The sequence below is a fragment of the Rhodococcus sp. IEGM 1330 genome (assembly GCF_033142445.1).
Classification (GTDB): domain Bacteria; phylum Actinomycetota; class Actinomycetes; order Mycobacteriales; family Mycobacteriaceae; genus Rhodococcoides.
In genome coordinates this window covers 387,796-412,949 of record NZ_JAWLSB010000004.1, presented here as the reverse complement: position 1 = coordinate 412,949, position 25,154 = coordinate 387,796, and the positions used below count along the sequence as shown (strand labels likewise).

Genomic DNA, 25,154 nt, shown 5'->3' with positions numbered 1-25,154 from the left:
CGGAGAACTGTCCCGGAAATCGGGACGCGCGCAGTGACCGGCGCCGTATCAGCCGCCATCGTCATCGCTATGACCATCAGTGAGCCGACGTCCGGCGCAATGGGTACCGATGTGTTGATCGTGGGATTCGGACCGGTGGGGAAACTGCTCGCCGTCAAGTTGGGCCGGCTGGGACACGCCGTGACCGTCGTCGACAAGAACCACGCCGCTTACCCACTCCCGAGGGCGGTGACCCACTGTTCGGATTTCGCCCGCATTCTTCAGTCGGTCGGGCTGGCTCCGGACACGATCCCCGGCATCACGGTCCCGTACGACGACATGTATCGCTGGCGCAACAGCTCCGGACAGACGCTGCTCGAAGTCGACTGGAGCGGGCGCGGTGAATCCGGTTGGTACAACACGTATTTCTTCAACCAGCCGGACCTCGAGCGCGCCCTCGACGAGATCGTCGAGGGCCTGGACACCGTTCGCGTGCTCCGCGGGTGGGAAGCGACGTCGCTCTCTCAGAGTGTCGTCGACGCGACGGTCACGATGCGCGACAACGCATCGGGTGACGAACGGTCGATCACTGCCGACTGGGTCATCGGAGCGGACGGCGCGAACAGCAGGATCCGATCGCTGGTGGACATCGAGTGGCACAACGACGGGTATTTCTTCGACTGGCTCGTGGTGGATGTGAAACCGCGTGAGGGGGTCGATTTTCCGCACATTGCGACACAGAACTGCGATATTAGGCGACCCTCGACGATGGTTCCCGGCGGTCCAGGTCGCCGCCGCTGGGAGTTCATGCGTCTGCCCGGTGAGTCCAAAGAGCAACTCGATCGGGCGGATACTGCATGGGAGTTACTCGAGCCCTACGGTCTGACGCCGGACAACTCCGACCTCGAGCGTCATTCGGTCTACACGTTCCAGTCCTGCTGGGCGACGCAGTGGCGCGTGGGCCGCGTTCTGATCGCCGGCGACGCTGCCCACCTGATGCCACCGTTCGCCGGGCAGGGTCTCGGGGCCGGGGTGCGCGACGTCATGAACCTGTCGTGGAAGCTCGATGCCGTCTTGGCGGGGCGTGCAGAGCACAGCCTGCTCGACACCTACGGGACCGAACGTATCCACCACGCGGTGGCGTTCGTGAAGTTCTCGACCTCGCTCGGCGAGGTCATCTGTATCACCGACGCGGACGAGGCGGCAGAGCGTGACCGCCGGATGATCGCTGAATGGGAAGCCGGAATGAAGCCGCCGGCCCCGCCGCGCCCAGGACTGGGCGCGGGAGTTCACACCGGACCTACCGGCGGAACGCTGGCTCGTCAGGGTCTCATCGGCGTCGACGGCACGGTTATGATGTTCGACGATGCGTTCGGGGGTCCCGGGGCGGTGATCACCCGCTGTGCCTCGGCGCTCGCGTCGCTCACCTCGGAGACTCGTGAAGAATTGCAGGACATGGGAATCAGCGTCGTGGCGCTGTCCGATGTCGACGACGTGAACGGCAGCTACGGCGAGTGGCTCGATGAGTTGGGTGCGGACACTCTTCTCATCCGACCGGATTTCCATCTGTTCGGAACGAGCGCGGCAACCGAGACGGTCGATCTGATCGAGGATTTTCTTCGGCGCGTGAAAGGCAAGGTGGTCAGCGAGGCCCGCGCTTGCTGATCGAGGGAAGTCATCTTCAGGTGGCAGTGCGGTGCTCGCTCCGCGGTGGCTCCGAGAACGTCCGGGAACGAGGTCCCCACGGTCGTCCCATGTTCTCGACACCGACCGACAGGAGGGCGTGCGACCTGAGCTGAGGGGGCAGGGCCCGCGCTCGTCGTCCACCATAGGGCTGACCGCAGTAAGTGCCATCAAGGCAGCCCACCCGGACAAGGAAGTGTTTGCGGACCTCGAGACTGCGGACGCCGGATTTTGAGAGCCGATATCGCCTTCGCGGCCGGTACCGACCTCGTGACGGTGCTCGGGTCTGCCGGTGACGCCACCGTGAACGGTGCCGTCGCGGCCGGGGTCAAGCATGGGAAGAAGGTTGTCGCCGATCTCATCGGCGTGGTCGACCGCATCGACCGTGCCCGCGAGCTTTGGAAGCTTGGCGTAGCGTTCGTCGAGTTGTATGCCGGGCTCGACGAGCAAGCGCAGCCGGGATATTCGTTGCAGATGCTGCTCGACGACGGCAGGATTGCCGGGGTCGCATTCTCCATCGCCGGGGTCACGATCGAGACGGTTTCTGCCGTGCGCGACGCCGGGGCTGACGTCACCGTTGCCAGCGGTGAAACTTACAACACGGCAGATCCGGCTGCGGCTGCGAAGGCGCTCGAGGACGCCTTGGGCATCTGAGATATCCACCTGTTGTGATGCAGAAGGGCCCTTTGTCGAGCACAGGGCCCTTTCTGCTGGTTCTAGCGCGTGCCCGGTTCATAGAGCTCCGTGAGGTTTCCGTTTGGGTCAAGCCTCGGGAGAAGGGTGTCCGCGATGGTGCGCAACTGCACCAGTTGCTCACTCGTCAGTGGATCCAGGACGACACGACGGACGGTGTCGACGTGACCAGGAGCGGCGGAAACGACTTCTTTCCAACCCATGTCGGTCAGAACGGCATTGGTCGCACGCGCATCGGTTGGGCACGGAACTCGTTCGACCAGACCGCGGTTTTCAAGACGTCGAACCACGTGGGACAACCTCGCCAGCGTTGCGTTCGTGCGCTTTGCCAGCGAAGTCATGCGAAGCGTCCGGTCGCTGCTCTCCGACAACCCAGTCAGCACGAAGTACTCGAAATGAGACAAGTCCGAGTCTCGGCGCAACTGCGATTCGAGAACTCCCGGAAGAAGTTCGACCACTGCGATCAGCCGTAGCCACGTCGTTCTTTCCTCGGCGGTCAGCCATCTGGTGTCCATCGTCACAGCGTAGCTGATTCACTTGACGCTACAACAAAAAAGGTCAATAGTTGTAGCTACAACAAAACATCGAAAAAGGGAGTTCGTCATGACTAGCATTTCAATCATCGGTACCGGCAACATGAGCAAGGCCATCGCGGCGGTTGCCGAACGTGGCGGCAACAACGTTCAGACGTTGGGCCACAGCGATTCCAACGTCGCCGTCAACGGTGACATCGTTGTTCTCGCGGTGCCGTTCTCGGCCGTTGCCGACATCGTCGACCAGCGAGGGGATTCGCTCACCGGCAAAGTCGTCGTCGACATCACCAACCCGGTGAATTTCGAGACCTTCGACTCGCTGACCGTTCCTGCGGAAAGCTCGGCCACCGCAGTCATCGCCGGATTGCTACCGAACTCGCATGTGCTCAAAGCATTCAACATCAACTTCGCCAGCACCCTCACCGACGGGACGCTCGGCTCTGCCCCGACGACTGTCCTGATCGCCGGCGACGACAACGGTGCGAAGACCGTCCTGGCAGAGGTCGTTCGCTCGGGTGGACTCACCGCCGTCGATGCTGGTTCGTTGTCACGCGCCCGCGAACTCGAATCTGTTGGCTTCCTCCAGATGACACTCGCAGCCAGCGAGAAAATCACGTGGACCGGAGGGTTCGGGCTCACCGCCTGAACATCCGCACGACAACTTCCACCAGAGGAAATCATGACTATCGACGCCGTCCGACTGAACCACGCCGTGCTCTACGTCTCGAATTTGGGGAACAGCATCTCGTTTTACGATCAGGCCTTCGGGATGAAGGTTATGGCGCGAGAGCCTCGCGCAAACGCGGCGTTCCTGAGGCTGCCGCGATCGGGTAACCATCACGATCTGGGGTTGTTCGGTGTCGGTTCACAAGCCCGGCCGCCAAGAGGATCGCTCGGCCTCTACCACCTCGCGTGGCAGGTCGACACCATCGACGATCTCGACAGTGCTCGCGCAACCCTCGATTCGCTTGGCGCCCTTACCGGGACCTCCAGTCACGGTGCCACCAAGAGCGTCTACGGCCGAGACCCCGACGGGAACGAATTCGAGGTCATGTGGATGCTGCCGAAATCCGACTGGGGATCGTTCGAGACAGCAGCGCCCGTCGATCACCTGAACATGACGGCCGAGGTCGACCGGTGGAGCGGCGTGGCCACGGCGGGCGAGCTCGTACCCAGGGCGAAGGCGTGACCACCACGTCGTTTGCGGACCCCGTGGTCGCGACTTTCGGGACCAAGGATGTCGATTCGCCGCTCGTCGTACTACTCCACGGTCGCGGCTCCAACGAGCGCGACATCGTCGGACTGGCAGGGCAGCAATCACGAGTGCGCCTATTGGGTCGGCGATAACAGCGGTCGTTCCGGGGACCACCTGACCGAGGAGAAAACCTGACTCGACGAGTATTGACGTGCCGATGACCAGCACCACAAGCCACGCAAAGCACTCAACCAGTCGATCACGGGGGACCTTTTCAATCCATGGGCTGGGTCGGTCACTGTCCGACCAGGCCGTCCTGATAGGCGATGACGACCAGCTGCGCTCGATCGCGGGCCCCGAGCTTGGTCATCGATCGCTGTACGTGGGTACGAGCGGTGAGGGGACTGATCGTGAGATGCGCGGCGATCTCGTCGTTGGTCAGACCGTGGGCCACCAGGGCGGTGATTTCGCGTTCTCGGTCGGTGAGCTGGGACAGGCGATCCGTTGTCCTCGGTGGGCCGATGTCGGGAGCCGCGAGAAATCGGCTGATCAGCGATTTGAGGGCCGCTGGGGAGAGCAGCGACTCGCCGGTGGCGACGGTGCGGATGGCGGACAGCAGCCCATCGGCTGAGACATCTTTGCCGAGGAACCCGCTGGCACCCGCTCTGATGGCCCGTGCGACGTAGTCGTCGATCTCGAATGTCGTCAGGATCAATACTCGCGTACCGGCGAGCGCGTGATCGCCGCAAATCTGCTCGGTGGCCTGTAGTCCGTCCATCACCGGCATCCGGATATCCATGACGATGACGTCGGGTGTGTGCGTCCGCGCGAGGGCTACTGCCTCCTGGCCGTTCGCTGCCTCAGCAATTACAGCGAGATCGTCCTCGGCGTCGATCAGGAGTCGGAAGGTGGACCGCAGTAGGGATTGGTCGTCGGCGAGAAGAATACGTGTCCTCATGATGGGGCCGACTGTTTCAGTTCGCCGTCCCAGCTGTCGAGCGGGACGGCGAGGGTGACGGTGTACTGGCCGCGTCCGGACGGACCGACGGTTATCTCCCCACCGACTGCGTGGGCGCGTTCGCGCATACCGATGTGACCGTAGCCCTGATTCGCACTGCGTCCGGAGGGCGAGCCGGTGTTGACGATCTCGCACCGAAAATCGTTGTGCCCGTAATGTAAATCGATTCGCACTTTCGGGGTGATGGCGTGCTTGGTGACGTTGGTCAATGCTTCCTGGACGATACGGAAAACAGTGACGTCGACAAGCGGTGGTAGATCCCGAGGATATCCCGACGTGGCCGCAGTGACCTCGATACCTACGGATCGACACGAGTCGAGAAGCGCAGGCAGCTGAGCGAGCCCCGGGGCGGGGTGCAGACCTGTGTCGTCGGACGGATCGTCGCTCGGATTTCGCAGAAGTGTGACGGCTACCTTGAGCTCACGCAATGCTGCGGACGTCGACGTGGACAGACCGTCGAGCAGTTCGTGAGCCCGGACCGGATTCCTGTCCCACAAGTGGGCGGCGGTTCCGGCTTGCGCGTTGGCGACAGCGAGATGGTGCGCGACGACATCGTGCAGTTCACGGGCGATGCGCACCCGTTCTTCGGTGACCCGCCGATGTACTTCGTCGTCGCGGGTGCGTTCGGCATCGTCTGCTCGGGCCTCGACGAGCTGGAGGTACAGCTGGCGCGCCCGTGTCATGCGACCGGCGAAGACTGACGGTAGTAACCAGACAGCAACTCCTACGGTGCGCAGGAGCGTCGGTGACTCCAGCGCATCGTCGACTATGCCGCCGCCGATCACAGCCGCTATTGCCGAAGTCGTGAAAGCTGCAGCGGCAAAGGCATGTTGGGTCAGAGAAACCCAGTACAGCAGGCCGATCAGCGGTGCGAGGAGCAGCGGGGTGGGAATGTACCCGAGGGCACCTGTCACGCTCGCACAGATGATGCCGACTCCTGCCGCCGACCGCGGGTAGCGACGGCCACCGACGAGTGTGACACTGGCGATAGCGCTGAGTCCGGTGCTCAATGCGGTGGCGGGGGGTTGTGGCAGTCCTGGGATCTCGATTGCCATACCGAGGACGGCGCAGAGAAACGTGACCGCGGCGATCGCGCCGTCGACCCCGAGGTGGGATCGACGGCGCGACATCGTGGAACTGGTCATGTCGGTGACCCTAAGCCTGCGATCGGGCCGATGCAGCAGATTCCGAGTCGGCAAGCTCCGAGGCAGTCGTATCGTCGTCCGTGATGGACAACGTGCCGGTGCCATGGTCGAGCGATTCACCTTCGACATCGACGCGCGGGAGTACGCGGTCCAGCCATCCGGGCAGTGCCCAGGTGCGTTCTCCGAACAGATGCATCACCGCCGGTACCAACGTCAGGCGTACGACGAAGGCGTCGAAGAACACTGCCACGGCAAGGCCGAGCCCAACCATCTTGATCATCGAGTCCGGTGTGAAGACGAAGCCCGCGAACACTGCGATCATGATCACCGCGGCGGCCACGACCACCTTGGAGCTGTGGCCGAATCCGGTCCTGATCGCAGAATCACCTACTTCACCCTTGACGTGGGCTTCTCGCATCCTCGAAACCAGGAAGACCTCGTAGTCCATGGCGAGACCGAACACGATGCCCACCAACAGGATCGGCATCAAACTCATGATCGGTCCGGTCTGCTGAACACCGAGAATGTCCGCTCCCCAACCCCACTGGAAGACAGCCACCAGTACGCCGAGTGAGGCGAACAGTGACAGCAGGAACCCCAGTGCAGCCTTGATCGGAATCACGATCGAACGGAACACGATGAGCAACAGCAACACAGCCAGGCCCACCACAACACTGATGTAGGGGACCAACGCCGATTGAACCTTCTGCGCCACATCGATATTGAGCGCGGTGGTGCCCGTGATCTCGTACGTGACGCCCGTGGTGCCCTCGACTGCGGTGCGGGTGTCGCGAAGGGTCTTGACCAAGTTCGTCGTCTGCTCGTCCGTGGGGCTTGTGGAGGGGACAGCGCGAAGGACAGCGGTGTCACCGGCATCGTTGAAGTTCGGCGGAGATACGGACACGATTCCGTCCGTGGATCGAACACGTTCGGCTACGGCATCGGCCGCTGATACCGGATCGCCCGCTCCTCGTGCGTCGATGACGATGGTGAGTGGTCCGTTGAAACCTGGGCCGAATCCGTCGGCGAGGGCGTCGTAGGCGCGTCGTTCGGTGGTGGTGGTCGGTAATGCCTCGTCGCCAGGGGTGCCCAGTTGTAGCGACAGAGCAGGGATGGCGATGACGCCGAGCAGTGCAGCTCCGGCGATGACGACCGCGATCGGCCGCCGCAACACCAGTGCTATCCATCGGGCGGAGTACGTGGGTTCGGTCGAGGCGGGAGCATTCTTGGTCTTCTTGCCTGATCGGGGCAGAACTTTGGTGGGGAAGAATCCGATGAGCGCCGGTACCAAGGTGATCGCGATGATCACCGCGACTATCACGGCACCGGCCGAGGCAAGCCCCATCTTCGCCAACGTGGGAATTCCCACGACGGTCAGACCGGCGAGTGCGATGACGACGGTGAGCCCCGCGAAGACGACGGCGGAACCAGCGGTGCCGATAGCGCGGCCGGCTGCCTGCTCAGGAGTATGACCCGCTGCGACCTCCTCTCGGTAGCGGGAGACGATGAACAGGGCGTAATCGATTCCCACGGCCAGTCCGAGCATCAACGCCAGCATGCCTGTGGACGAGGACAACCCGAGCGGACCCGACAAAGCCATGATCCCTGTGAACGAGATTCCGACTCCGAGGATCGCCGTCAGCAGTGGTAGCCCCGCGGCGACGAGTGATCCGAACGTGATTATCAGGACCAGTGCGGCGATGGCGACTCCGACCAGTTCCATCACCGACGGTGCCGTGCCGGAGTCCAGCGCCGAGCCGGACATCTCGATGGTGAGTCCGGATCCCGCCGCTTGTTCGGAGGCGTTCTCGAGAGCGGTGCGAGCGGTATCGCTCAGGGCCTCGGCCGTTTCGGTGTAGTTCACCGTCGCATAGCCCGTCGAGCCGGCGTCGTCGATGCTCTGGCCAGGCGTAGGAGGGGTGATGGAGGCAATCTCGCCGCCCTCGTTCACCGCCTCGAGAACGCGATCGATAGTCGGGGCAGATGCCGTCAGCAACTGCCCGTCGGGAGCGAGGAACACGATGGTCGCCGACGCGCCGTTGCCCGCGGAACCAGGGAAGCGTTCGGATAGCAGGTCGAACGCGCGTTGGGATTCGATGCCGGGCATCGAAAGCCCGCCCTCGGTACTTTTTTCCGCGGACAGTCCCAGCGTGCCGATCACGGCGAGCATGATCACCCAGAATGCGGCGACGAGGCGGCGTCTGCGGAACGCGCCTTGTCCCAGTCGAAACAATAGATTTGCCACGATGTCTCCCTCGAATTCGATGTACGTCGAGACTGGTCGAATCGAGTTGATAGGTCGTCGTGCTGAGGCAGGCTTTTTCGTGTACGTAAATCTCAGTAGTTTGTCGCTTCGAATGCGATCGTCAACGAGCGTGTCGGTACTCGCCGCGGCCTGGGTTCGGGCCGCAGCGTTCGACCGCAGACAAACTGCCCGAGGCTCCCGGTCTCCAACCGATTGCCTTCAGCGACAACCGCGCGACTGTCGAATTGGTGCGGCGCGCCAGAGCTGTCACCCGCAGTGTCCGATTCTTAATTCGGACAGCCTGGGCAGCACGAAGTACTCGAAATGAGAGACCCGAGTCTCTTCGCAGCTGTTGCTCGAACTCCCGGAAGTAGCTCGACAACAGCGAGCAGTCGCAACCAGGCTCTATGTTCGCCGTCGCTCAGCAGTTCGTGTCAATAGTCACACAACAGCCCATTTACTTGACGCTACAAGTAAACGGGCGCAAGGTTGAAGCATCAACCAAGCGTCATCATGCAGAGGAGTTCGACATGGCAACTGTTTCGATTATCGGCACCGGCAACATGGGCAAGGCAATTGCAGCACTGGCGGTCAAGGGCGGCCATTCAGTTCAGGCCCTCACCCGCGCAGACTCCACAACGCCGGTCTCCGGAGACATCGTCGTGTTGGCTCTGCCTTTCGCATCTCTTGACAGTGTGGTCAGCGAACGCGGCGAATCGCTGGCAGGACGCGTCGTCGTCGACATCACCAACCCGGTGAACTTCGAGACCTTCGATTCGTTGACGGTCCCGGCCGACAGCTCGGCTACCGCCACGCTCGCAGCAGCCTTGCCGAATTCACACGTACTGAAAGCTTTCAATACGAACTTCGCCGGCACCCTCGCCGAAGGGAAGATCGGAGAATCGGTCACCACCGTGCTCATTGCAGGCGACAACGCGGATGCGAAGTCGATGCTTGCGGACGTCGTCGGGTCGGCAGGGCTTGTCGCGGTCGACGCAGGGTCCCTCAGTCGCGCACGTGAGCTGGAAAGCCTCGGCTTTCTGCAGATGACACTCGCCGCCGGCGAGAAGATCTCGTGGACCGGTGGATTTGCGCTGACGTCCTGACTCGCCCCCTCTCGACAGAAGCGATGTACCCATGAACGAATTCACAGACCCCGTTGTCGCAGCCTTCGGATCCACCGACCCTGACGTGCCATTGGTCGTACTGCTACACGGCCGAGGGTCCAACGAGCGTGACATCATCACGCTCGCCGCGCATTTGCCTGTAGGTCCTGCCTATGTAGCCGTGCGTGCGCCTATAGCGGAAGGTGGTGGTTTCGCGTGGTTCGCCAATCGTGGAATCGGCAGACCTGTCGCGGCATCTTTGGATGCCACGATGGCGTGGTTCCGCACGTGGTTGGACGACGTTGCGGCGGCTGGCCGGCCGGTGGTGATTGCGGGCTTCAGTGGCGGTGCGGCATTCGCTGGTGGTCTTGCTCTCGCCGACCCGGCGCGATATGTCGGTGCTGCGATCATGTACGGCACTCTCCCGTTCGACGCAGGTATTCCGGTCGACGCCGGACGCCTGTCGCATCTTCCCGTGTTCATAGCACAGGGGGACACTGACCAGGTCATTCCCGCTGAATTGCTTTCTCGCACATGGGAATATGTTCTGTCCGAGTCCGGCGCACCGGCAGACGCTCATCGCGACCCGGGTGGACATGGGCTGAGTGCGTCGGTTGTATCGGGACTCGGCGAGTGGATCGCACACCGACTCCGCTTCATCGAGAGTCAGCAGTACCCGGTGCCGGGACCCCGACGAGCGATCGAGTGGTCGACCATGAAGGGCGGCACATTGCCTGCCCGTCACGGCAGCCATCCGGATGTCTCATGGGCAATTCCACAGCAGCAGTTGTCGGACAATTCCCCGGTGGAGTTGCAGGAACAACTGTTGGCACAGATCGGATCTCTCGACGGTGTGGCTGTGGGACCGTCGCACATCTCGGTCCCTGGATCGCGGGCACTCACGCTGGACGACTCCTCTGCTGGGGTGGATGGTTTTCTCGTCCCATCGGTAGGCGAGTTCGCCCACCTGCATCCGCCCCAGGACGGTTCGCTGCACCTGGTGTTGCCTCCCGACCAGGCCGCGGATCTGGTGACCAAGGGGTACGGGCGTATGCACCCCTTCGCAGGAACGCGACTCGCTGTCGGGTTCGCCATGGTGTACGGGCCGCGGGATACCGAGGAGCTGGATGTCGTTCGTCGGATCGTCGAGGCCAGTTACAACTTCGCACGAGGCGGAATCAGGTCTGTGACGTGACAATCGCTGCAGAGGCGGCAGTGGCGCGGTTGTCCAAAGCACGCCGTTCCGGTGTGACGATCGAGCCATTCAGTGACGTCGATCCGAGTGTCGATGCCACGTGGGGCTATTCAGTACAGGATCTCGATCGACAGAACCGTCGCGCGAACAGCGAGAATGTCATCGGTGCCAAGCTCGGACTGACGAGCCTGGCCAAGCAGCGGAGAATGGGAGTGGACACCCCGGTCGTCGGATTCTTGACCGATGCGATGACGGTCGAAGCCGATCGCGTGTCGGCTGAGTTGGAACGGTGGGCGCAACCGCGCATAGAACCCGAAATTGCATTCGCCACCGCTTGTGACATTTCCGGACCCATCACTCGCGCCGAGGCTGCGGCACTCGTCGACTTCGTCACGGTCGGCGCGGAAATCATCGACTCTCGTTTCACCGGTTATCGTTTCGGCCTGGCCGACGTGATCGCCGACAACACCAGCGCCGCCGGTATGATCCTCGGTCCGCCGCATCGGTTGGCCGACATCGACGATCTTGCTGCGGTGCAGTGCGTTGTCGAGGTGAACGGGGTCGTCGTTCGGGAGGCGCTGGGTTCTGCGGTGCTCGGGGACCCGCTGCTGTCGTTGGTACTGCTCGCGCGGCATCTGGCCGAACGCGGTGAGACGCTTTCTGCCGGTTCAGTTGTGCTTGCAGGTGCTTTGACCGACGCCGTGCCACTGAACACGCACTGCCGTTATGTACTTCGCGTCGAGAGCCTCGGTGCTGTGTACGTCGCGCTCTGACAATTGATATACGAAACAATTCAAGATCATATGGACTCCGGCTGTCACCGGAACACAACAGGCAAGGAATTCTTCATGGTTACGATCGGCACCTCCTCGCTAGAGGTCTACCCACTCGCATTGGGCGGCAACACCTTCGGATGGACCACCGACGAAGATGCATCGTTCGAGATTCTCGACGCATTTACCGCCGGCGGTGGCAACTTCATCGACACCGCTGATTCGTACTCCGCCTTCGCGGACGGCAACTCCGGTGGAGAATCCGAGACCGTCATCGGCAACTGGACGGCCAAGCGCAACAACCGTGACGACGTGGTGATCGCAACCAAGGTCAGCCAGCACCCCGACTTCATGGGCCTGTCGGCATCCAACATCGCTGCTGCAGCCGATGCGTCACTTGCACGACTGCAGTCCGATCACATCGATCTCTATTACGCGCACTACGACGACGAGACGGTGCCTCTGGTCGAGACACTCGGTGCGTTCGACGCTTTGGTCACCGCAGGCAAAGTCCGCTACGTCGCGATCTCGAACTACAGCCCCGAGCGCATTCGCGAATGGGTCACCACCGCACAGGACAACGGTTTCGCAGCACCCGTTGCGTTGCAGCCCGAATACAACCTCGTCGCCCGCAGCGACTACGAGGGTGAGCGACAGCAGTTGGCGCTCGACAACGATCTCGGTGTGTTTCCGTACTTTGCTCTCGCGGCCGGATTCCTCACCGGTAAGTACCGCACACAGAACGACTTCACCACCCGGACTCGAAGCACGATGGCCCAGGGATATTTCTCCGATGCAGGTCTGGCGGTCGTGTCCGCTCTCGACGAGATCGCGTCGAATCACTCGGCCGAGATCTCCTCTGTGGCACTGGCGTGGTTGCTTGCTCAGCCGGGCATTACGGCACCTATTGCCAGTGCCAGCAGGATCTCCCAGTTGCCCGCGCTGCTCGCCGCACCTGAGCTGACGCTCGCGTCGGATGAGATCGACCGACTCACGAAGCTTTCCGACGCAGTCTGACATCGCCCGTTGCGCCTCGTCCGGGTGGACGCGCTCCGACCGGATGAGGCGTAATAGTCGTCGTCATGGGTAGCGTATTCTGCATCACCGTCGTAGGTGCCGAGCGTCATTCGTTGCGGGACCGCGCAGTCGGACCCGGTCATCTCGACATTCGGTTCGACCGACCGCGACGCTCCGCTCGTGGTTCTGCTGCACGGACGCGGATGCAACGATCGCGACATCATCTCGATCGCCCCGCACCTGCCGGTCGGCCCCGCGTACGTGGCAGTTCGGGCCCCGATAGCCGAAGGGGGCGGGTTCGCGTGGTTCGCCAACCGTGGAATCGGGCGACCTGTCGCGTCATCGCTGGAGGCAACGATGGCGTGGTTCAGAGCCTGGCTCGACGAGGTGGCACCCGACGGTCGTCCAGTCGTCCTTGCGGGCCTCAGTGGGGGAGCCGCATTCGCAGGAGGGTTGGTTTTCGCCGATCCGGCGCGGTACGCGGGTGCTGCAATCCTTTACGGCACGATGCCCTTCGACGCGGGTGTTCCGGTCGACGCCGGCCGGTCGGCGCATCTTCCGATTTTCATCGCACAAGGCGATGGCGATCGGGTCATACCGGCTGATTTACTCGCACGGACGTGGGAGGACGTGACAGGGGAGTCGGGTGTCCCGCTGATGCTCATCGCGACCCAGGTGGTCACGGACTGAGCGCTCCGATCGTGTCGGCCTTGGGGGAGTGGATCGCCGCCAGACTTCACTTCATCGCGGATCGACAGGTGCCGACACCGGGACCGCGAAGCGACGTCGACTGGCCGACGGTGACCGGTGGACAACTTTCCGCGCGTCGAGGAGGACATCCGCGTGTGTCGTGGTCGATTCCGCAACAGCAGCTGTCCGAGACAGCACCGGCTGCGCTGCAGGAAAGACTGTTGAACGACATCGCGGCGCTTCCCGAAGTGGCCGTGGGTCCTTCGCATATTTTGGTGCCGGGAGCCCGCGCACTGACACTTGTGGATGCGAACATGAGCAGTGAGAACTTTCTGGTTCCCTCCGCGCACGAGTTCGCGCATGTTCATCCGTCGTGCGACGGCTCGTTGCATCTCGTACTTTCTGCGGACCAGGCCGCGGATCTGGTCGCTCGCGGACGCGAACGGATGCATCCGTGGGCTGGAACTCGTCTCTCCGTCGGCTTCGTGATGGTCTACGGACCCCGCGACGACACTGAAGTTCGGCTCATCGGTCAGATCGTCGAAGCCAGCTATCTGTTCGCCATCAACGGTGTCGCATCCGGTGAACTCGCATGATCAGCACCGGACGCCGCTCGGATCTTCGCGGCTGCACGGTCTACCGGACGTACCGTCGAACCGTTCAGCGACGCAGAGTCCTGTGTGACCGAGGATTGGGGATACGCAGTACAAGACGAGGACCACCGGAATCGTGTGGCAGACGGCGAGCGAACGATCGGCGCGAAGCTCGGGCTGACCAGCCGAGTCAAACAACAGCGAATGGGCGTCGACACGCCGATCGTTGGGTTCTTAAACGACGCGATGCTGTTCGAGGCGGATCGAGTGACACGCGAACTGCACCGTTGGGTGCAGCCGCGCATCGAGCCAGAGGTCGTATTGTGACCGCCCGAGATACCACGACGTCAATCACTCTGGCCGAGGCTGCCATCCTCGTGGACTCCGTGACTGTCGGTGCCGAGATAGTCGACTCCCGATTCACCGATTACCGGTTCGGTCTCGGTGACGTAATAGCCGACAACACAAGTGCCGCGGGAGTGCTTCTCGGCGCACCACACCGACTCGCTGTACTTGCCTCGCTGACCTGCGTCGTCGAAGTTGACGGAGTGGTCGTACACGAGGCGACAGGGTCGGCCATTCTCAGAGATCCCCTGCGGGCCTTGGTTTTAGTTGCAGATCACATGGCGTCACGCGGCGAGGTCTTGCCGGCGGGTTCGACAGTCTTGGCCGGTGCAATGACGGACGCTGTGCCCCTACACATCGGTCACATCTACTCGCTTCGCGTCGACGCGCTCGGTTCCGTGGGTCTCGACATCTAGTAATCGCGCCCGAGATTCCAAACCCTCGGTCATCGAAGGTCGGCTTTCACACCCGCTTCCAACCCCAGGGCGCCGGCCTCACCTCGTGTACTGACGTCGAGCTTCTTCAAAATGCTTGCCACGTAGAACTTGACAGTGCTTTCGCTCAGTGCCAACTCGGCTGCGATGGCCTTGTTGCGCCTGCCGACTGCCAGATGGCCGAGCACCTCGAGCTCGCGCGGGTTCAGATTCGCCAACAGCTGTTCGTCCGGTAAGGGGGCAGGCGGATCGAGGGGTATGGATATTTTCACTCGCGAACCCCACCCGGGGGTCGACTCGAACGATATCTCCCCGCGGAGGGTGTTCACCCTTCCCGTGAGTTGCAGCGACAGTGTGACGAGGTCGACCGAACCGCGACCGTCGTCGCGCAGTTCGAGAAGAAGATTGGTCCCGTCGCAGTCCCACGCAATCCGGATTCGACTTATGTCGGGTTGGGCAGCGTAGGCAAGTGCAACTGTTCTCACGGCGGCGCGTGCAGCGCGAGCGACCTCCCCCGGTACCGGCCGCCCATCGGCAGGTGGGTCGACGTACTCGACGGCTATGGACTGCTGATCGAGCAGTGGGCCGAGTTCGCCTCGCAACCGTGCGAACGCTGTAGTGACGGCCTCCTGAGCTAGTTCGCGATTCGACTCCTCCGTCGATCTCAGTGCGATCAGGGCAGACGACGCAGTGAGGCCCGCTGTCTCTCTGGCTCGGCGATCATCGAGATCGCTCGATCTCAAGGTGGCCAACAACGAACTCAATATTCCGGCCTGTACATCGACCATTTCCGAGATCGCCCGCGCGCGTTCACTCGACGCCGCCAGAGATTCCGCTAGATAGGCGGGTGACGCCTGAAACACTTGCTGTTGAATCGCCGTAGCAACCAATCCGAATGCTGTACCGGTTCGCGAGTGGACATCGAATGTCTGTGTAGACGCTCTCGGAACCAATACCAGCAATGTTCCGGTCGCTTCGTCGAGTAGCGCAGCGACCCTGCGCAACTCGCCTCCCAACGCGGCCCTGTCGTCCATCGACGGCTGCACCGATGTGAGCGCCACCTTGATCGCATCGAGTTCGGCAATCGTGGTGCTGTCGACAACGGTCGGATCACCGCTGACTTTCCTGGGTCGTCCGGTGCATTCCCTGGTGAAGATGATCAGCGCCGAATGTGGGTAGTCGGTGCCCACCCATGCCGAAAACCGTGAGGCGATCTCGACCAGGGGTCCGGACACGACGTCGCGAATGGTTCTGAACGCTTCCGTCGAAGCGGAGTCCATCGGCGTCGAGGGTGTTGCCATGCTGCGAGCCTAGCGCTCGGCCACTGGCCATCCGGCCAGTGAGGTCTAGCCGTAATGCGGAGTTCTTCCGACGGTTCGCAGGGGCAACCTGGAGTCGTACACAAACGGAAAGGTTCTCGATGGAATCGACGACAAGCGACTTCGCACAGATATTCTTCGCGGCGCGTGCACGTGTACTCGACGAGAACGCCCGCGTGCTGGGCCAACTCGATGACACCGCCTGGCGCAGTGCTGCTCGAATCATCGGTGATGCCACAGCAATTTTCGTCATTGGAAACGGACGAAGCAGGTTGGCCTCGGAGATGGCCGCCATGCGACTCATGCACCTCGGACTGACTGTTCACGTCGCCGGGGAGTCCACTGCACCTGCCGTAGCGCAGGGTGACGTGGTGATCGCGGTGTCGGGTTCGGGTACAACGACGACCGTTGTTGCCGCGGCTCGCACCGCACTCGACATCGGTGCATCTGTGATCGCAGTGACCACCGCGGCCGATTCTCTGCTGGCAGATACATCCACCCTCGTGCTGAGCATCGAGGCCGCCGACAAACTGGACCGAAGTGGCGCCGTCACGAACCAGTATGCAGGCAGCCTGTTCGAACAATCCGTGCTTCTAGCATTCGATGCACTTTTCCATGCCATGTGGGTCGAGAGCGGGCAAACCGCAGAAACATTGTGGGCTCGTCACGCGTCCATCGGATGAAGTAGCACACACCCGAATATCAACTCTCTCTTAAGGAATCGTCATGACAAAGCTTCAGGTTGCGTTGGATCTACTCACCACCGCAGACGCACTCTCGCTGACCAACAAGGTGGCACCGTACGTCGACATCATCGAGCTCGGCACCCCGCTCATCAAGAGCGAAGGTCTACGCGTCATCAGCGCCATCAAGGCCGCACACCCGGACAAGGAGGTTTTTGCCGACCTCAAGACCGCCGATGCGGGCTTCCTGGAAGCAGACATCGCCTTCACTGCGGGCGCGGATATCGTCACAGTGCTCGGATCTGCAGGCGACGCAACAGTAAAGGGTGCAGTCGAAGCCGGCGCCAAGCACGGCAAGAGGGTTGCCGCTGACCTGATCGGTGTCGTGAACCGCGTCGAGCGGGCACGTGAACTCTCGAAGCTCGGGGTCGCCTTCGTTGAACTGCATGCGGGTCTCGACGAGCAAGCGCAACCGGGCTATTCGATTCAGGCATTGCTCGACGACGGCGAGATCGCGGGTGTGTCGTTCTCCATCGCAGGTGGGGTCAAGGTCGACACCATCGTCGCCGTTCGTGACTCCGGTGCCGAAATCGCTGTCGCGGGTGGCTCGATCTACAGTGCCGAGGATCCGGCTGCTGCTGCCAAGGCTCTCAAGGATGCCTTGTCCAGCTGAACGACGTTGATGCACCGATAAATTCAAGCGTAACAAGCACTACGAAGGAGATTTGATGCCGCAGACTGTGCGTGCTGTCGTTGCCAAGGTCAAGGGTGAGCCGGTTTCGATCGAGACGATCACGATTCCTGATCCTGGGGCTTTCGATGTGGTTGTGAAGATCGCGGCGTGTGGGGTGTGCCATACCGATCTGCATTATCGCGAGGGCGGGATCAACGACGAGTTCCCGTTTCTGCTGGGCCATGAGGCGTCGGGCACGGTGGAGACAGTCGGGGATGCGGTGACGCATGTCGAGGTCGGCGACTTCGTGGTGCTGAACTGGCGTGCGGTGTGTGGTGAGTGTCGGGCGTGCAAAAAGGGCAAGCCGTGGTACTGCGTCGACACCCATAATGCGTCGAAGAAGATGACGTTGGAGGACGGTAGCGAGCTCTCGCCTGCGTTGGGGATCGGTGCGTTCGCGGACAAGACCTTGGTGCACGAAGGTCAGTGCACCAAAGTGAATCCCGAGTCGGATCCGGCCGTGGTCGGTCTGCTTGGGTGCGGTGTGATGGCAGGACTCGGTGCGGCGATGAATACAGGGAACGTCTCGCGTGGTGATTCGGTGGCGGTCATCGGGTGCGGCGGTGTCGGTGATGCGGCGATCGCGGGCGCGCGGTTGGCGGGGGCGACGACGATCATCGCGGTCGATCGAGACAAGGGCAAGCTCGAGTGGGCCAAAGATCTGGGTGCTACGCACACGGTGGATGCTTCGGCGGTCGATTCTGTGGACGCGGTCCAAGAGCTCACCGATGGGTTCGGTGCGGATGTGGTCATCGATGCGGTGGGTCGTCCGGAGACCTGGAAACAGGCGTTCTACGCCCGTGATCTGGCGGGGACGGTGGTGTTGGTGGGTGTGCCGACGCCGGAGATGACGCTGGAGATGCCGTTGATCGATTTCTTTTCGCGTGGTGGGTCATTGAAGTCGTCGTGGTACGGCGATTGTCTGCCCGAGCGTGATTTTCCGTTGTTGGTGGACTTGTACGAGCAGGGTCGGTTGCCGCTCGAGAAGTTCGTGACCGAGCGGATCGGTATCGAGGACATCGAGTCGGCGTTCGAGAAGATGCACAAGGGAACTGTGCTGCGTTCGGTGGTCGAGTTGTAACTGCCTGAATCGAGTACAGCAGTCGCGTACACAGCAATACCCCAGCACCGTTTCGTCGATGCTGGGGCTTTGCCGTGACCGGACGTGTCGCGACGCCGGCCCGCGCCGCCTCCTGGTTTCTGTCGCACTTGCCCATTTCGCGTAAGGGCATCGAACGGATTTGGTATCTTTCACAGATCAATGCATGAGTTTTTGAGACCTCGAAAGATATAATATGGAGGCCGAGTATGGACCTCAGGCACTTCGAAGCGTTCATCGCCGTAGCCGAGGAGCTGCACTTCAGCAGGGCTGCGGAGCGGCTGCGCATCGCCCAGCCACCTCTCAGCCAGCGGATCCGGCAGATGGAAAAGGAGTTGGGGGTCGCTCTGTTCGTTCGGAGCACACGGGCGGTCTCGCTGACTCCGGCCGGTGAATCGCTGTTGGGTCCGGCTCGGAAAGTGGTGTCCGGTGCCGCCGAGGCGCGGGATGCAGCACTGGCGGGCGCTGCGGGCGAGTCGGGGCGGGTGACCATCGGATTCGCCGGTGCTTCCAGTCGCATCGCTCTGCCCCAATTGGCCGGTGCCGTCCGCGAGCGTTTTCCGAAGGTGGACCTGCAACTGCGTGGTCAGACGTACGCGAATTCAGCCCTCGAACAGGTCCGGGAAGGTTCGCTGGACCTCGGATTCGTCCGCCTGCCTTTCCTCAGCAGGGGAGTTGACTACGTGGTTATCGAGCGTGAAGAGTTGATCTGTGCGCTCCCGTCGTCTCACCGGCTGGCACATCGACCGACGGTCGCTCTGTCGGATCTGGTCGACGAACCGTTCGTGACCTTTCCCGCGAACTCGGGGTCGAGTTTGCACGCCATCGGTGTTCAGGCGTGCGCGCATGCAGGTTTCCAGCCGCGGGTAGCTCAAGCTGCGCCGGATTCTTACACCATTCTGGCGATGGTGGCGGCCGGGGTCGGCGTCACGCTCACGCTGAGCTCCTGCAAGGACATTCAGCCTTACGGGCTGGTGTACAAATCCATCTCGGACTTCACCCCAGCGTTGCACTCCGCCCTTGCATGGAATACCGAGTCAGCATCCCCGGCAACCCATTCGGTGGTCTCCGTCGCGAAGTCGCTGTTTGCGCAACGTGACTCGCAGACGCATTCTCCGGACGCATGAGCGAAAGCAACCCTCAGGGTTGGTTGCTCTATCGCAGATAGACACGATTCGGGTCGATCTGATGCCGCAACAGGTCGAGCTGATGCAAGTCCGGTTCGGGGAGCTCGATGATGTTGCGTGCAAGCTTCAGGGGCCAACCGGTCGCCTCGCTCACTGCAGTCGGGGCGACACCCGGGGAGACGGCGACGAGTTCGAGTTCGTCGTACATGCCTTCGCGGGCCAGAACTCCTAGCTCCGTGTACACCTTGGTGACGCCCCGGCCGAATGGGCGTCCACCGGCGCGCCGTATGCGTTCGGGTCCGGGAGATGTGCAGAAATCCAATTCGTCGACGAAGGATTGCGGATTGTGTCGACGCATGATCACGTGGACTTCCCGAGCATTCATCATGACTTCGTGGGCTCCGCCCGAACCTGGCAACCGTTTGTCCGGCTTGTGCCAATCTCCGATGACCGACGAGTTCAGGTTTCCGTATCTGTCGATCTGCGCAGCGCCGAGGAAGCCGACATCTACGCGGCCACCCTGAAGTACATAGCCGAACAGCGCAGGCAGCGTCAGGACGGCCTCAGCACCTGTGATGAGCACCGAATCTGCAATGGTTGCGGGCAGTTCGCTGGGATGCGCGCCAGTCACCCCGGACTCGTAGACCACCTCGATGTCGGGTGCCACGGTCTGCTGAGCCAGGGCGACTACCACTGTGGGCAAACCGATTCCGGCGAACACGATCCGTTTGGCTGCGAGATCTCGAGCCGCGGTGATCGTGAGCATTTCGGCCTGAGTGGCACCCCGGAGTGTCGTCGTGCCTACATCGTTCGTCATCGCGGGATCCTTCTTCCATAATCGATGGGAGTGCTTTCGGCTCGTCCGACAGCCAAGCCATCGATTCGGGCGGAGCCGAGCTTGTCCAGATAGCCGAGATGGTCCTGCGCTTCGACGACCCACTCCTGGAGCCAGGCGATGAGCCGCTCATGGTCGGCACTGATGTGCGCCCATTCGAGATAGAACGCGTTGTCTCGGTCGTAGTACCCCTGAGCGAACGACGGATGGGCACCCATCGGCACGGGTACGACAGCGTCGACCGCATGGGACGGTAAAATTGTCCGGTTCGGGTCTCCACGCACAATGTCGTCGTCGACGATCTCTTCCACGGTGACGATCACACGGTCTGCGGCAAAAGCCGCCTCGGCCTGAATGCCGGTCAGACCCCACATCTGGATGTTGCCGAGTCTGTCGGATCGCTGCGCATGGATCACAGTCACATCCGGGTTGATCGGGGGGACCACGTAGATTTTCTCCCGCGTTCCATCCGGTCCGGGGAACGGTGACTCGACCTGCCGATAGTCGGGGTTGACGCTCGGGAGGTCGCTGCCGGTGATGGACCGCAGCGGGTAGAAGGGAAGGCGTTGCGCACCAGCGAGATAGCGGCACACCATGCTGTGGTGCGTGTACTCGACGAATTCCAGCGGCGCGGGATCAGCTCGTTCTATGCGGCGTCTCAGCTCGCCGAGGGAGCCCGCCGAGGAGTTGCCGATGAACGATGACACCAAGGTGGATACGCATCCTGCGGCCACCAGCTGGTCGGCGATGATGTCGGCAGTCATCCGAACCAGGGTCAAATCGGTCAAGCCTTGACGAATGATCTCATGCCCTGCTGCCACCGGAATTGCATGCGTGAAGCCCTCGATGGACACTACGTCTCCGGAATGAACATGTTCTGCAATGGCATCTTCGAGCGAGGCGATCTTGCTCCGGTCTACGGTTGTCACGTTCGTTTCTCCTGTCGGTGCACTGCTGGATGAGCTTGCCTGCTCGATTGTTTCGAGTCCAATATCCAAAACGGTCGTTTTAAGACGTTGAAGAAATCAGTGTGAGGAGACCCGTTGCGGCTGGACGAAGGATCAATCAAGACGCATTGATATCGATGGCCTCTGAATTGGTGGCGACCCAGTATTGGACGGGTCGCTTTGTGGCTTGCGACACTCGATTGACCATCTTCGAAAGGAACCACCGTGGAGCTTCGACTTCATCACGTCAATGTCACGTCCGACGACATGGAAGAGTTGGGCAAGTTCTACTCCGACGCCCTCGGCCTGGGCGAGATCCCCAGCCCACCGATGATCGCCACCTCACGTTCTTCCGATAGCGGTGAATCGGGTGACGACGAATGGTCAAGTCGCGCAAAGTTCTACGATGCGGGCGATAAGGACGAGCTCCAACTCCATGCGACCCGGCGACAGCCCTATCTTGCGTTGACCGAAGGCCACACCGTGAATCCGCTCATCGGTGGGCATGTCGCCTTCAGAACGGACGATATTCAGGAATTGATGCGCCGGTTGCGCGAGCACAACATCCCGTTCGACGACTGGGGTATCTGGTCAGTGGAGGGGTGGTACCAGATCTTCTTCACCGACCCCGCCGGAAACATGATCGAGGTTCATCAAGTCATGGAGGCAGAAGAAGAGTCATGAGTGCCGCGTCGTCGGGACCAGGGTTACCGACCTATGCACAGCTGCAGCAACGACCCGATGATGTACGTGGCACCGCGTGGGGACTCTTCGGCTGGGACGATCAGTTGGGGAGCCTCAATCATCTGACTGCCGCTCGGGTCGTCGCTGCGGCACGTCTGGTAACGGCCGGTCATCGCGTCAACCTCAATCTGTCGCTGTCGGCGTTTTCCGAACCGCTCATTGCGCACCGCGGTAACCCAGTGCACGAAGTGTTCGGGCTCAACGAGTTTCATCGGGACGATCGTATGGACAACTTCTACCCACAGGCGTCGACGCAGATCGACAGTCTTCGACACTTCGCCCACCCCGACCGGGGTTTCTACAACGGGGCAGACCCAGCCGACATCGTCGCAGGCAAGGAGCCTCTGGGAATCCAGCACGTGGCGGCCTCCGGTATTGCAGGTCGTGGCGTACTTCTCGACGTTTCGGGCTACCGGAAGTTCTGTGGCCGCCCCGTCGATCACCGCACCAACGAACAAATCGGCGTCGAGGATCTGGTAGCAACGGCGCGCTGGCAGAACGTCGTACTCGAACCCGGAGACATCTTGCTCCTGAGATTCGGTTGGACCGAGCATTTCGTCGTCGATGCGAACCCGTACGAGGGTCGGTCGGTGGGTCTCGAGCAGTCCGAGGAGATGGCCGCCTGGTTGTGGGACAGCCAGTTTGCGCTCGTTGCTGCGGATAACGTCGCGTTGGAGGCCTGGCCGTCGGATCATTCGGGTTTGCCGACGGTGCAAGCAGAAGCCAGTGGGGCCCTGCCACATTCGTCGCACACGGGGATGCTCCATCGTATTCTGATCCCCCTGCTGGGCATCTATATCGGCGAGTTGTGGGACCTCGAAGAACTGTCGCAACGGTGTAGGGACATCGGTCGCTTCGAATTCTTGGTCACCGCAGAGCCGTTGAATCTGCTCGGCGGGGTCGGTTCCCCGGCCAATGCTCTCGCCATCCTCTGACATACGTCTGCGTACCGCGCAGGGCCGCATCCGATGCGTCCTGCCTCGTGAAGGGAAATACTGTGTTGTTGGAAGGGAAGACCGCCGTCGTCACCGGGGGGCCGGGAGGGCTCGGCCGAGCTATCGCGTCCGCATTCCTCGCAGAGGGCGCGAACGTGGTCCTGACCGATATTTCGGAGGCAGCCCTCGACCGTGCGCGCGCGGATCTCGATGCCGGCGACAAAGTCATCAGCGTCACCGGTGACGTGTCGTCGGCGTTCGACGTGAAGGCGGCTGGTGCCGCTGCGGTAGATCAGTTCGGTTCGCTCGACATCTGGGTCAACAACGCGGGTTTCACCCGCGATGCCACGATGCGTCGCATGACCGAAGACGAATTCGACGACGTGATCCGTGTCCATCTCAAGGGGGCCTGGTTGGGAACCCGGGAAGCTGCGGCCATCATGCGCGAACAGGACAGCGGCGGGTCGATCGTCAACATGTCCTCGATCTCGGGAAAGGTGGGCATGATCGGACAGAGCAATTACAGCGCAGCCAAGGCCGGCATCGTCGGTCTGACCAAGGCTGCGGCGAAGGAAGTCGGATTCGCCGGTGTCCGAGTCAATGCCGTGCAGCCCGGGATCATCGATACTCCGATGACATCCGGGCTGCCGCAGAAGGTCATGGAGTCCAAGCTGGCGGAAGTTCCGATGAACCGTTTCGGTCGACCGGACGAAGTTGCCGGGGCGGTGCTCTTCCTTGCGAGTCCGATGTCCAGCTACGTCACCGGCTCGGTACTCGAGGTCACCGGAGGACGACACATCTAGAATTCTCGGATACTGGTAATCGCCGATGCCGGTGCAGGACAACGTTCCTGCACCGGCATCAGTCTCTACCTGTCGGTGCGGTAACGACTCAACTTGTCCGGATCGACGCTGACTCCGACGCCCGGACCGACCGGGATCTTCATGAGACCGTCGCGAATGACCAAGGGCTCGGCGATCAGATCGTCAGCGAGGTCGAGGTAGTTCGACAACTCCCCGGGTCGCGAATGAGTGGCCTTGAACGCCGAGCCGAAGGCGACAGTTGCCGCTGAACCGATCTGAGTGTCGATCTGATTTCCCATGAGGACATCCACGCCCATGCCCTGACAGAGGCCCAGGACTGCAACACTGTTGGTGAAGCCCCCGCGCGCGGTCTTGATGCTGACGGCATTGCAACCGCCGGACATCAGTTCTCTGGACACGTCACCGGGGCGTGGAACGCTTTCGTCGCCCACGATAGGAATCGTGGACGTCGCCACCAGCCGGCGTCGGCCCATCGTTTCCCTTGCGTCGCAGGGCTCTTCGAACAGGCTCGTTCGAGAATCCACCAGTGCCGGCAACGCCGAGATCGCTTCGTTCGCAGTCCAGCCTCGGTTGGCATCGACGTACAGTTCGATATCGTCGTCGAGTTCGCGCGCCAGTACCGCGCACAGCTCGAGGTCCAGCTCCATCGGGCGGCGACCGACCTTGATCTTGAATGCTCGTATTCCGTGTTCGTCGACGAAGTATCGGGCTTCGTCCAGTACCTCTTGCGCGCTGTGAAACCCGAGCATGTGTGACACCCGCAGGTGATCCGAGTAGCCACCCAACAGCTTCGAGACCGACACTCCCAGGGTTATGCCGACTGCATCCCAGATCGCGATGTCGATCGCCCCTTTGGCAACGTCGTTGTGCACTGTGCGGTCGAGGATTGCGCTGATTCGTTCGCGCTCGAGAATCGACTGTCCGACAAGGGCCGGGCCGAACACATCGTCGATGACAGCCACGATCGAGCGTTGGGTCTCGCCGTACGTGTAGGGCCGCGGCGGTGCATCGGCGATACCGATGACGCCGTCACTGGTGTGTACCCGAATCAGAACGTGGTCCGCTACGGTCACCTCGCCGCTGGCGAACTTCAAGGGCTTTCGGAACGGGATGGCGTATGGAATTGCCTCGATCTTTTCGATCTTCATGACGTGGTGCACCTTTCGATCCAGTGTGCGTCGAGCATGGGTGTGCGGGGGGGCCCGCCCGGGGCCGCCGCTCAACCCTGTCGGGGTGTTATTTACGAGGGGAACGTGTTTTTTTG

The 25,154-nt window shown here is 61.8% G+C and carries 27 protein-coding genes; 19 read left to right on the top strand and 8 right to left on the bottom strand.

Annotation, left to right across the window (positions count from 1 at the left end; all coding sequences use genetic code 11):
• The first annotated feature begins 69 nt into the window (after positions 1-69).
• Together R4P57_RS12775 and R4P57_RS12770 are read left to right on the top strand one after the other, a co-directional pair.
• Positions 70-1,644 carry a bifunctional 3-(3-hydroxy-phenyl)propionate/3-hydroxycinnamic acid hydroxylase gene (locus tag R4P57_RS12775; protein ID WP_317803204.1) on the top strand — a complete coding sequence of 525 codons (1,575 nt, stop codon included), beginning with the start codon at positions 70-72 and terminating at the stop codon, positions 1,642-1,644.
• 288 nt (positions 1,645-1,932) lie between these two features.
• Entirely contained in the window at positions 1,933-2,316 is a 384-nt protein-coding gene (locus R4P57_RS12770) for a hypothetical protein (RefSeq protein WP_317803203.1), read from the top strand.
• A 62-nt stretch (positions 2,317-2,378) separates the two neighbouring features.
• On the opposite strand, the gene R4P57_RS12765 is transcribed toward R4P57_RS12770, so the two are convergent.
• On the bottom strand, positions 2,379-2,870 hold the full coding sequence (locus tag R4P57_RS12765; RefSeq protein WP_317803202.1) for a MarR family winged helix-turn-helix transcriptional regulator: 492 nt from the start codon (positions 2,868-2,870) through the stop codon (positions 2,379-2,381).
• A gap of 88 nt (positions 2,871-2,958) precedes the next feature.
• Between R4P57_RS12765 and R4P57_RS12760 the strand changes: the two genes are divergently transcribed.
• Together R4P57_RS12760 and R4P57_RS12755 are read left to right on the top strand one after the other, a co-directional pair.
• A complete protein-coding gene (locus tag R4P57_RS12760) occupies positions 2,959-3,534 on the top strand; it encodes an NADPH-dependent F420 reductase (protein ID WP_317803201.1) in 576 nt (191 codons plus the stop codon).
• A 33-nt stretch (positions 3,535-3,567) separates the two neighbouring features.
• A complete protein-coding gene (locus tag R4P57_RS12755; RefSeq protein ID WP_317803200.1) occupies positions 3,568-4,077 on the top strand; it encodes a VOC family protein in 510 nt (169 codons plus the stop codon).
• Positions 4,078-4,378: 301 nt separating this feature from the next.
• Here the strand turns inward: R4P57_RS12755 and R4P57_RS12750 are convergent, their stop codons facing one another.
• From R4P57_RS12750 to R4P57_RS12740, 3 genes are read right to left on the bottom strand one after another with little or no spacing between them, the layout of a single operon-like run.
• Positions 4,379-5,041, bottom strand: a complete 663-nt coding sequence (locus tag R4P57_RS12750; RefSeq protein WP_317803199.1) for a response regulator transcription factor — start codon at positions 5,039-5,041, stop codon at positions 4,379-4,381.
• Positions 5,038-6,246 carry a sensor histidine kinase gene (locus R4P57_RS12745; RefSeq protein WP_317803198.1) on the bottom strand — a complete coding sequence of 403 codons (1,209 nt, stop codon included), beginning with the start codon at positions 6,244-6,246 and terminating at the stop codon, positions 5,038-5,040. The genes R4P57_RS12750 and R4P57_RS12745 overlap by 4 nt, the downstream gene beginning before the upstream one ends.
• A gap of 10 nt (positions 6,247-6,256) precedes the next feature.
• Positions 6,257-8,491, bottom strand: a complete 2,235-nt coding sequence (locus R4P57_RS12740) for an MMPL family transporter (protein WP_317803197.1) — start codon at positions 8,489-8,491, stop codon at positions 6,257-6,259.
• Between the two features lie 530 nt (positions 8,492-9,021).
• Between R4P57_RS12740 and R4P57_RS12735 the strand changes: the two genes are divergently transcribed.
• The 8 genes from R4P57_RS12735 (at position 9,022) to R4P57_RS12700 (ending at position 14,626) form a co-directional block, all read left to right on the top strand.
• The gene (locus R4P57_RS12735; protein WP_317803196.1) at positions 9,022-9,597 is read left to right on the top strand and encodes an NADPH-dependent F420 reductase; all 576 of its coding nucleotides are present in this window, start codon (positions 9,022-9,024) and stop codon (positions 9,595-9,597) included.
• 31 nt (positions 9,598-9,628) lie between these two features.
• On the top strand, positions 9,629-10,792 hold the full coding sequence (locus R4P57_RS12730; RefSeq protein ID WP_317803195.1) for a luciferase family protein: 1,164 nt from the start codon (positions 9,629-9,631) through the stop codon (positions 10,790-10,792).
• A complete protein-coding gene (locus tag R4P57_RS12725) occupies positions 10,789-11,565 on the top strand; it encodes a 2-keto-4-pentenoate hydratase (RefSeq protein ID WP_317803194.1) in 777 nt (258 codons plus the stop codon). Before R4P57_RS12730 ends, R4P57_RS12725 begins: the two co-directional genes overlap by 4 nt.
• Positions 11,566-11,640: 75 nt before the next feature.
• Entirely contained in the window at positions 11,641-12,582 is a 942-nt protein-coding gene (locus R4P57_RS12720) for an aldo/keto reductase (RefSeq protein ID WP_317803193.1), read from the top strand.
• 96 nt (positions 12,583-12,678) lie between these two features.
• Positions 12,679-13,272, top strand: coding sequence for a hypothetical protein (locus tag R4P57_RS12715; protein WP_317803192.1), 594 nt, complete (start codon positions 12,679-12,681; stop codon positions 13,270-13,272).
• Positions 13,273-13,340: 68 nt separating this feature from the next.
• A complete protein-coding gene (locus tag R4P57_RS12710) occupies positions 13,341-13,868 on the top strand; it encodes a luciferase family protein (protein WP_317803191.1) in 528 nt (175 codons plus the stop codon).
• 135 nt (positions 13,869-14,003) lie between these two features.
• Entirely contained in the window at positions 14,004-14,192 is a 189-nt protein-coding gene (locus R4P57_RS12705) for a hypothetical protein (RefSeq protein WP_317803190.1), read from the top strand.
• Positions 14,189-14,626, top strand: coding sequence for a hypothetical protein (locus tag R4P57_RS12700; protein ID WP_317803189.1), 438 nt, complete (start codon positions 14,189-14,191; stop codon positions 14,624-14,626). Before R4P57_RS12705 ends, R4P57_RS12700 begins: the two co-directional genes overlap by 4 nt.
• 29 nt (positions 14,627-14,655) lie before the next feature.
• Here R4P57_RS12700 and R4P57_RS12695 read toward each other — a convergent pair whose 3' ends face one another.
• Positions 14,656-15,945, bottom strand: a complete 1,290-nt coding sequence (locus tag R4P57_RS12695; RefSeq protein ID WP_317803188.1) for a response regulator transcription factor family protein — start codon at positions 15,943-15,945, stop codon at positions 14,656-14,658.
• Positions 15,946-16,064: 119 nt separating this feature from the next.
• On the opposite strand from R4P57_RS12695, the gene hxlB reads away from it, so the two are divergent.
• From hxlB to R4P57_RS12675, 4 genes are all read left to right on the top strand, one after another.
• On the top strand, positions 16,065-16,646 hold the full coding sequence (hxlB, locus tag R4P57_RS12690; protein ID WP_317803187.1) for a 6-phospho-3-hexuloisomerase: 582 nt from the start codon (positions 16,065-16,067) through the stop codon (positions 16,644-16,646).
• Positions 16,647-16,689: 43 nt separating this feature from the next.
• A complete protein-coding gene (gene hxlA, locus R4P57_RS12685; protein ID WP_317803186.1) occupies positions 16,690-17,319 on the top strand; it encodes a 3-hexulose-6-phosphate synthase in 630 nt (209 codons plus the stop codon).
• A 55-nt stretch (positions 17,320-17,374) separates the two neighbouring features.
• Positions 17,375-18,460 carry an S-(hydroxymethyl)mycothiol dehydrogenase gene (locus tag R4P57_RS12680; protein WP_317803185.1) on the top strand — a complete coding sequence of 362 codons (1,086 nt, stop codon included), beginning with the start codon at positions 17,375-17,377 and terminating at the stop codon, positions 18,458-18,460.
• 227 nt (positions 18,461-18,687) lie between these two features.
• Positions 18,688-19,605: a LysR family transcriptional regulator gene (locus tag R4P57_RS12675; protein WP_317803184.1), complete on the top strand. Its 918-nt coding sequence runs from the start codon at positions 18,688-18,690 to the stop codon at positions 19,603-19,605.
• A gap of 28 nt (positions 19,606-19,633) precedes the next feature.
• On the opposite strand, the gene R4P57_RS12670 is transcribed toward R4P57_RS12675, so the two are convergent.
• Positions 19,634-20,422 (bottom strand): CoA-transferase subunit beta, encoded by a 789-nt coding sequence (locus R4P57_RS12670; protein WP_317803183.1) that lies wholly within the window; start codon positions 20,420-20,422, stop codon positions 19,634-19,636.
• Positions 20,419-21,369, bottom strand: coding sequence for a CoA transferase subunit A (locus R4P57_RS12665; RefSeq protein ID WP_317803182.1), 951 nt, complete (start codon positions 21,367-21,369; stop codon positions 20,419-20,421). The genes R4P57_RS12670 and R4P57_RS12665 overlap by 4 nt, the downstream gene beginning before the upstream one ends.
• A 243-nt stretch (positions 21,370-21,612) precedes the next feature.
• On the opposite strand from R4P57_RS12665, the gene R4P57_RS12660 reads away from it, so the two are divergent.
• The 3 genes from R4P57_RS12660 to fabG all read left to right on the top strand — a co-directional run bounded on the left by R4P57_RS12660 (position 21,613) and on the right by fabG (position 23,869).
• Positions 21,613-22,071 (top strand): VOC family protein, encoded by a 459-nt coding sequence (locus tag R4P57_RS12660; protein WP_094704834.1) that lies wholly within the window; start codon positions 21,613-21,615, stop codon positions 22,069-22,071.
• Complete coding sequence (locus tag R4P57_RS12655; protein WP_317803181.1) at positions 22,068-23,066, top strand: cyclase family protein; 999 nt, start codon at positions 22,068-22,070, stop codon at positions 23,064-23,066. Before R4P57_RS12660 ends, R4P57_RS12655 begins: the two co-directional genes overlap by 4 nt.
• A 65-nt stretch (positions 23,067-23,131) precedes the next feature.
• A complete protein-coding gene (gene fabG, locus R4P57_RS12650) occupies positions 23,132-23,869 on the top strand; it encodes a 3-oxoacyl-ACP reductase FabG (RefSeq protein ID WP_317803253.1) in 738 nt (245 codons plus the stop codon).
• Positions 23,870-23,934: 65 nt separating this feature from the next.
• Here fabG and R4P57_RS12645 read toward each other — a convergent pair whose 3' ends face one another.
• Positions 23,935-25,038, bottom strand: a complete 1,104-nt coding sequence (locus R4P57_RS12645; RefSeq protein WP_317803180.1) for a mandelate racemase/muconate lactonizing enzyme family protein — start codon at positions 25,036-25,038, stop codon at positions 23,935-23,937.
• Positions 25,039-25,154 lie beyond the last annotated feature (116 nt).

Excerpts from the sequence above, each read along its gene's own strand:
- R4P57_RS12750 (WP_317803199.1), bottom strand. The coding sequence starts at position 5,041 with ATGAGGACACGTATTCTTCTCGCCGACGACCAATCCCTACTGCGGTCC.
- R4P57_RS12655 (WP_317803181.1), top strand. The coding sequence starts at position 22,068 with ATGAGTGCCGCGTCGTCGGGACCAGGGTTACCGACCTATGCACAGCTG.
- R4P57_RS12760 (WP_317803201.1), top strand. The coding sequence starts at position 2,959 with ATGACTAGCATTTCAATCATCGGTACCGGCAACATGAGCAAGGCCATC.
- R4P57_RS12675 (WP_317803184.1), top strand. The coding sequence starts at position 18,688 with ATGGACCTCAGGCACTTCGAAGCGTTCATCGCCGTAGCCGAGGAGCTG.
- R4P57_RS12695 (WP_317803188.1), bottom strand. The coding sequence starts at position 15,945 with ATGGCAACACCCTCGACGCCGATGGACTCCGCTTCGACGGAAGCGTTC.
- R4P57_RS12670 (WP_317803183.1), bottom strand. The coding sequence starts at position 20,422 with ATGACGAACGATGTAGGCACGACGACACTCCGGGGTGCCACTCAGGCC.
- R4P57_RS12730 (WP_317803195.1), top strand. The coding sequence starts at position 9,629 with ATGAACGAATTCACAGACCCCGTTGTCGCAGCCTTCGGATCCACCGAC.
- hxlA (WP_317803186.1), top strand. The coding sequence starts at position 16,690 with ATGACAAAGCTTCAGGTTGCGTTGGATCTACTCACCACCGCAGACGCA.
- hxlB (WP_317803187.1), top strand. The coding sequence starts at position 16,065 with ATGGAATCGACGACAAGCGACTTCGCACAGATATTCTTCGCGGCGCGT.
- R4P57_RS12745 (WP_317803198.1), bottom strand. The coding sequence starts at position 6,246 with ATGACCAGTTCCACGATGTCGCGCCGTCGATCCCACCTCGGGGTCGAC.
- R4P57_RS12735 (WP_317803196.1), top strand. The coding sequence starts at position 9,022 with ATGGCAACTGTTTCGATTATCGGCACCGGCAACATGGGCAAGGCAATT.
- R4P57_RS12775 (WP_317803204.1), top strand. The coding sequence starts at position 70 with ATGACCATCAGTGAGCCGACGTCCGGCGCAATGGGTACCGATGTGTTG.
- R4P57_RS12645 (WP_317803180.1), bottom strand. The coding sequence starts at position 25,038 with ATGAAGATCGAAAAGATCGAGGCAATTCCATACGCCATCCCGTTCCGA.
- R4P57_RS12720 (WP_317803193.1), top strand. The coding sequence starts at position 11,641 with ATGGTTACGATCGGCACCTCCTCGCTAGAGGTCTACCCACTCGCATTG.
- R4P57_RS12755 (WP_317803200.1), top strand. The coding sequence starts at position 3,568 with ATGACTATCGACGCCGTCCGACTGAACCACGCCGTGCTCTACGTCTCG.
- R4P57_RS12680 (WP_317803185.1), top strand. The coding sequence starts at position 17,375 with ATGCCGCAGACTGTGCGTGCTGTCGTTGCCAAGGTCAAGGGTGAGCCG.
- R4P57_RS12765 (WP_317803202.1), bottom strand. The coding sequence starts at position 2,870 with ATGGACACCAGATGGCTGACCGCCGAGGAAAGAACGACGTGGCTACGG.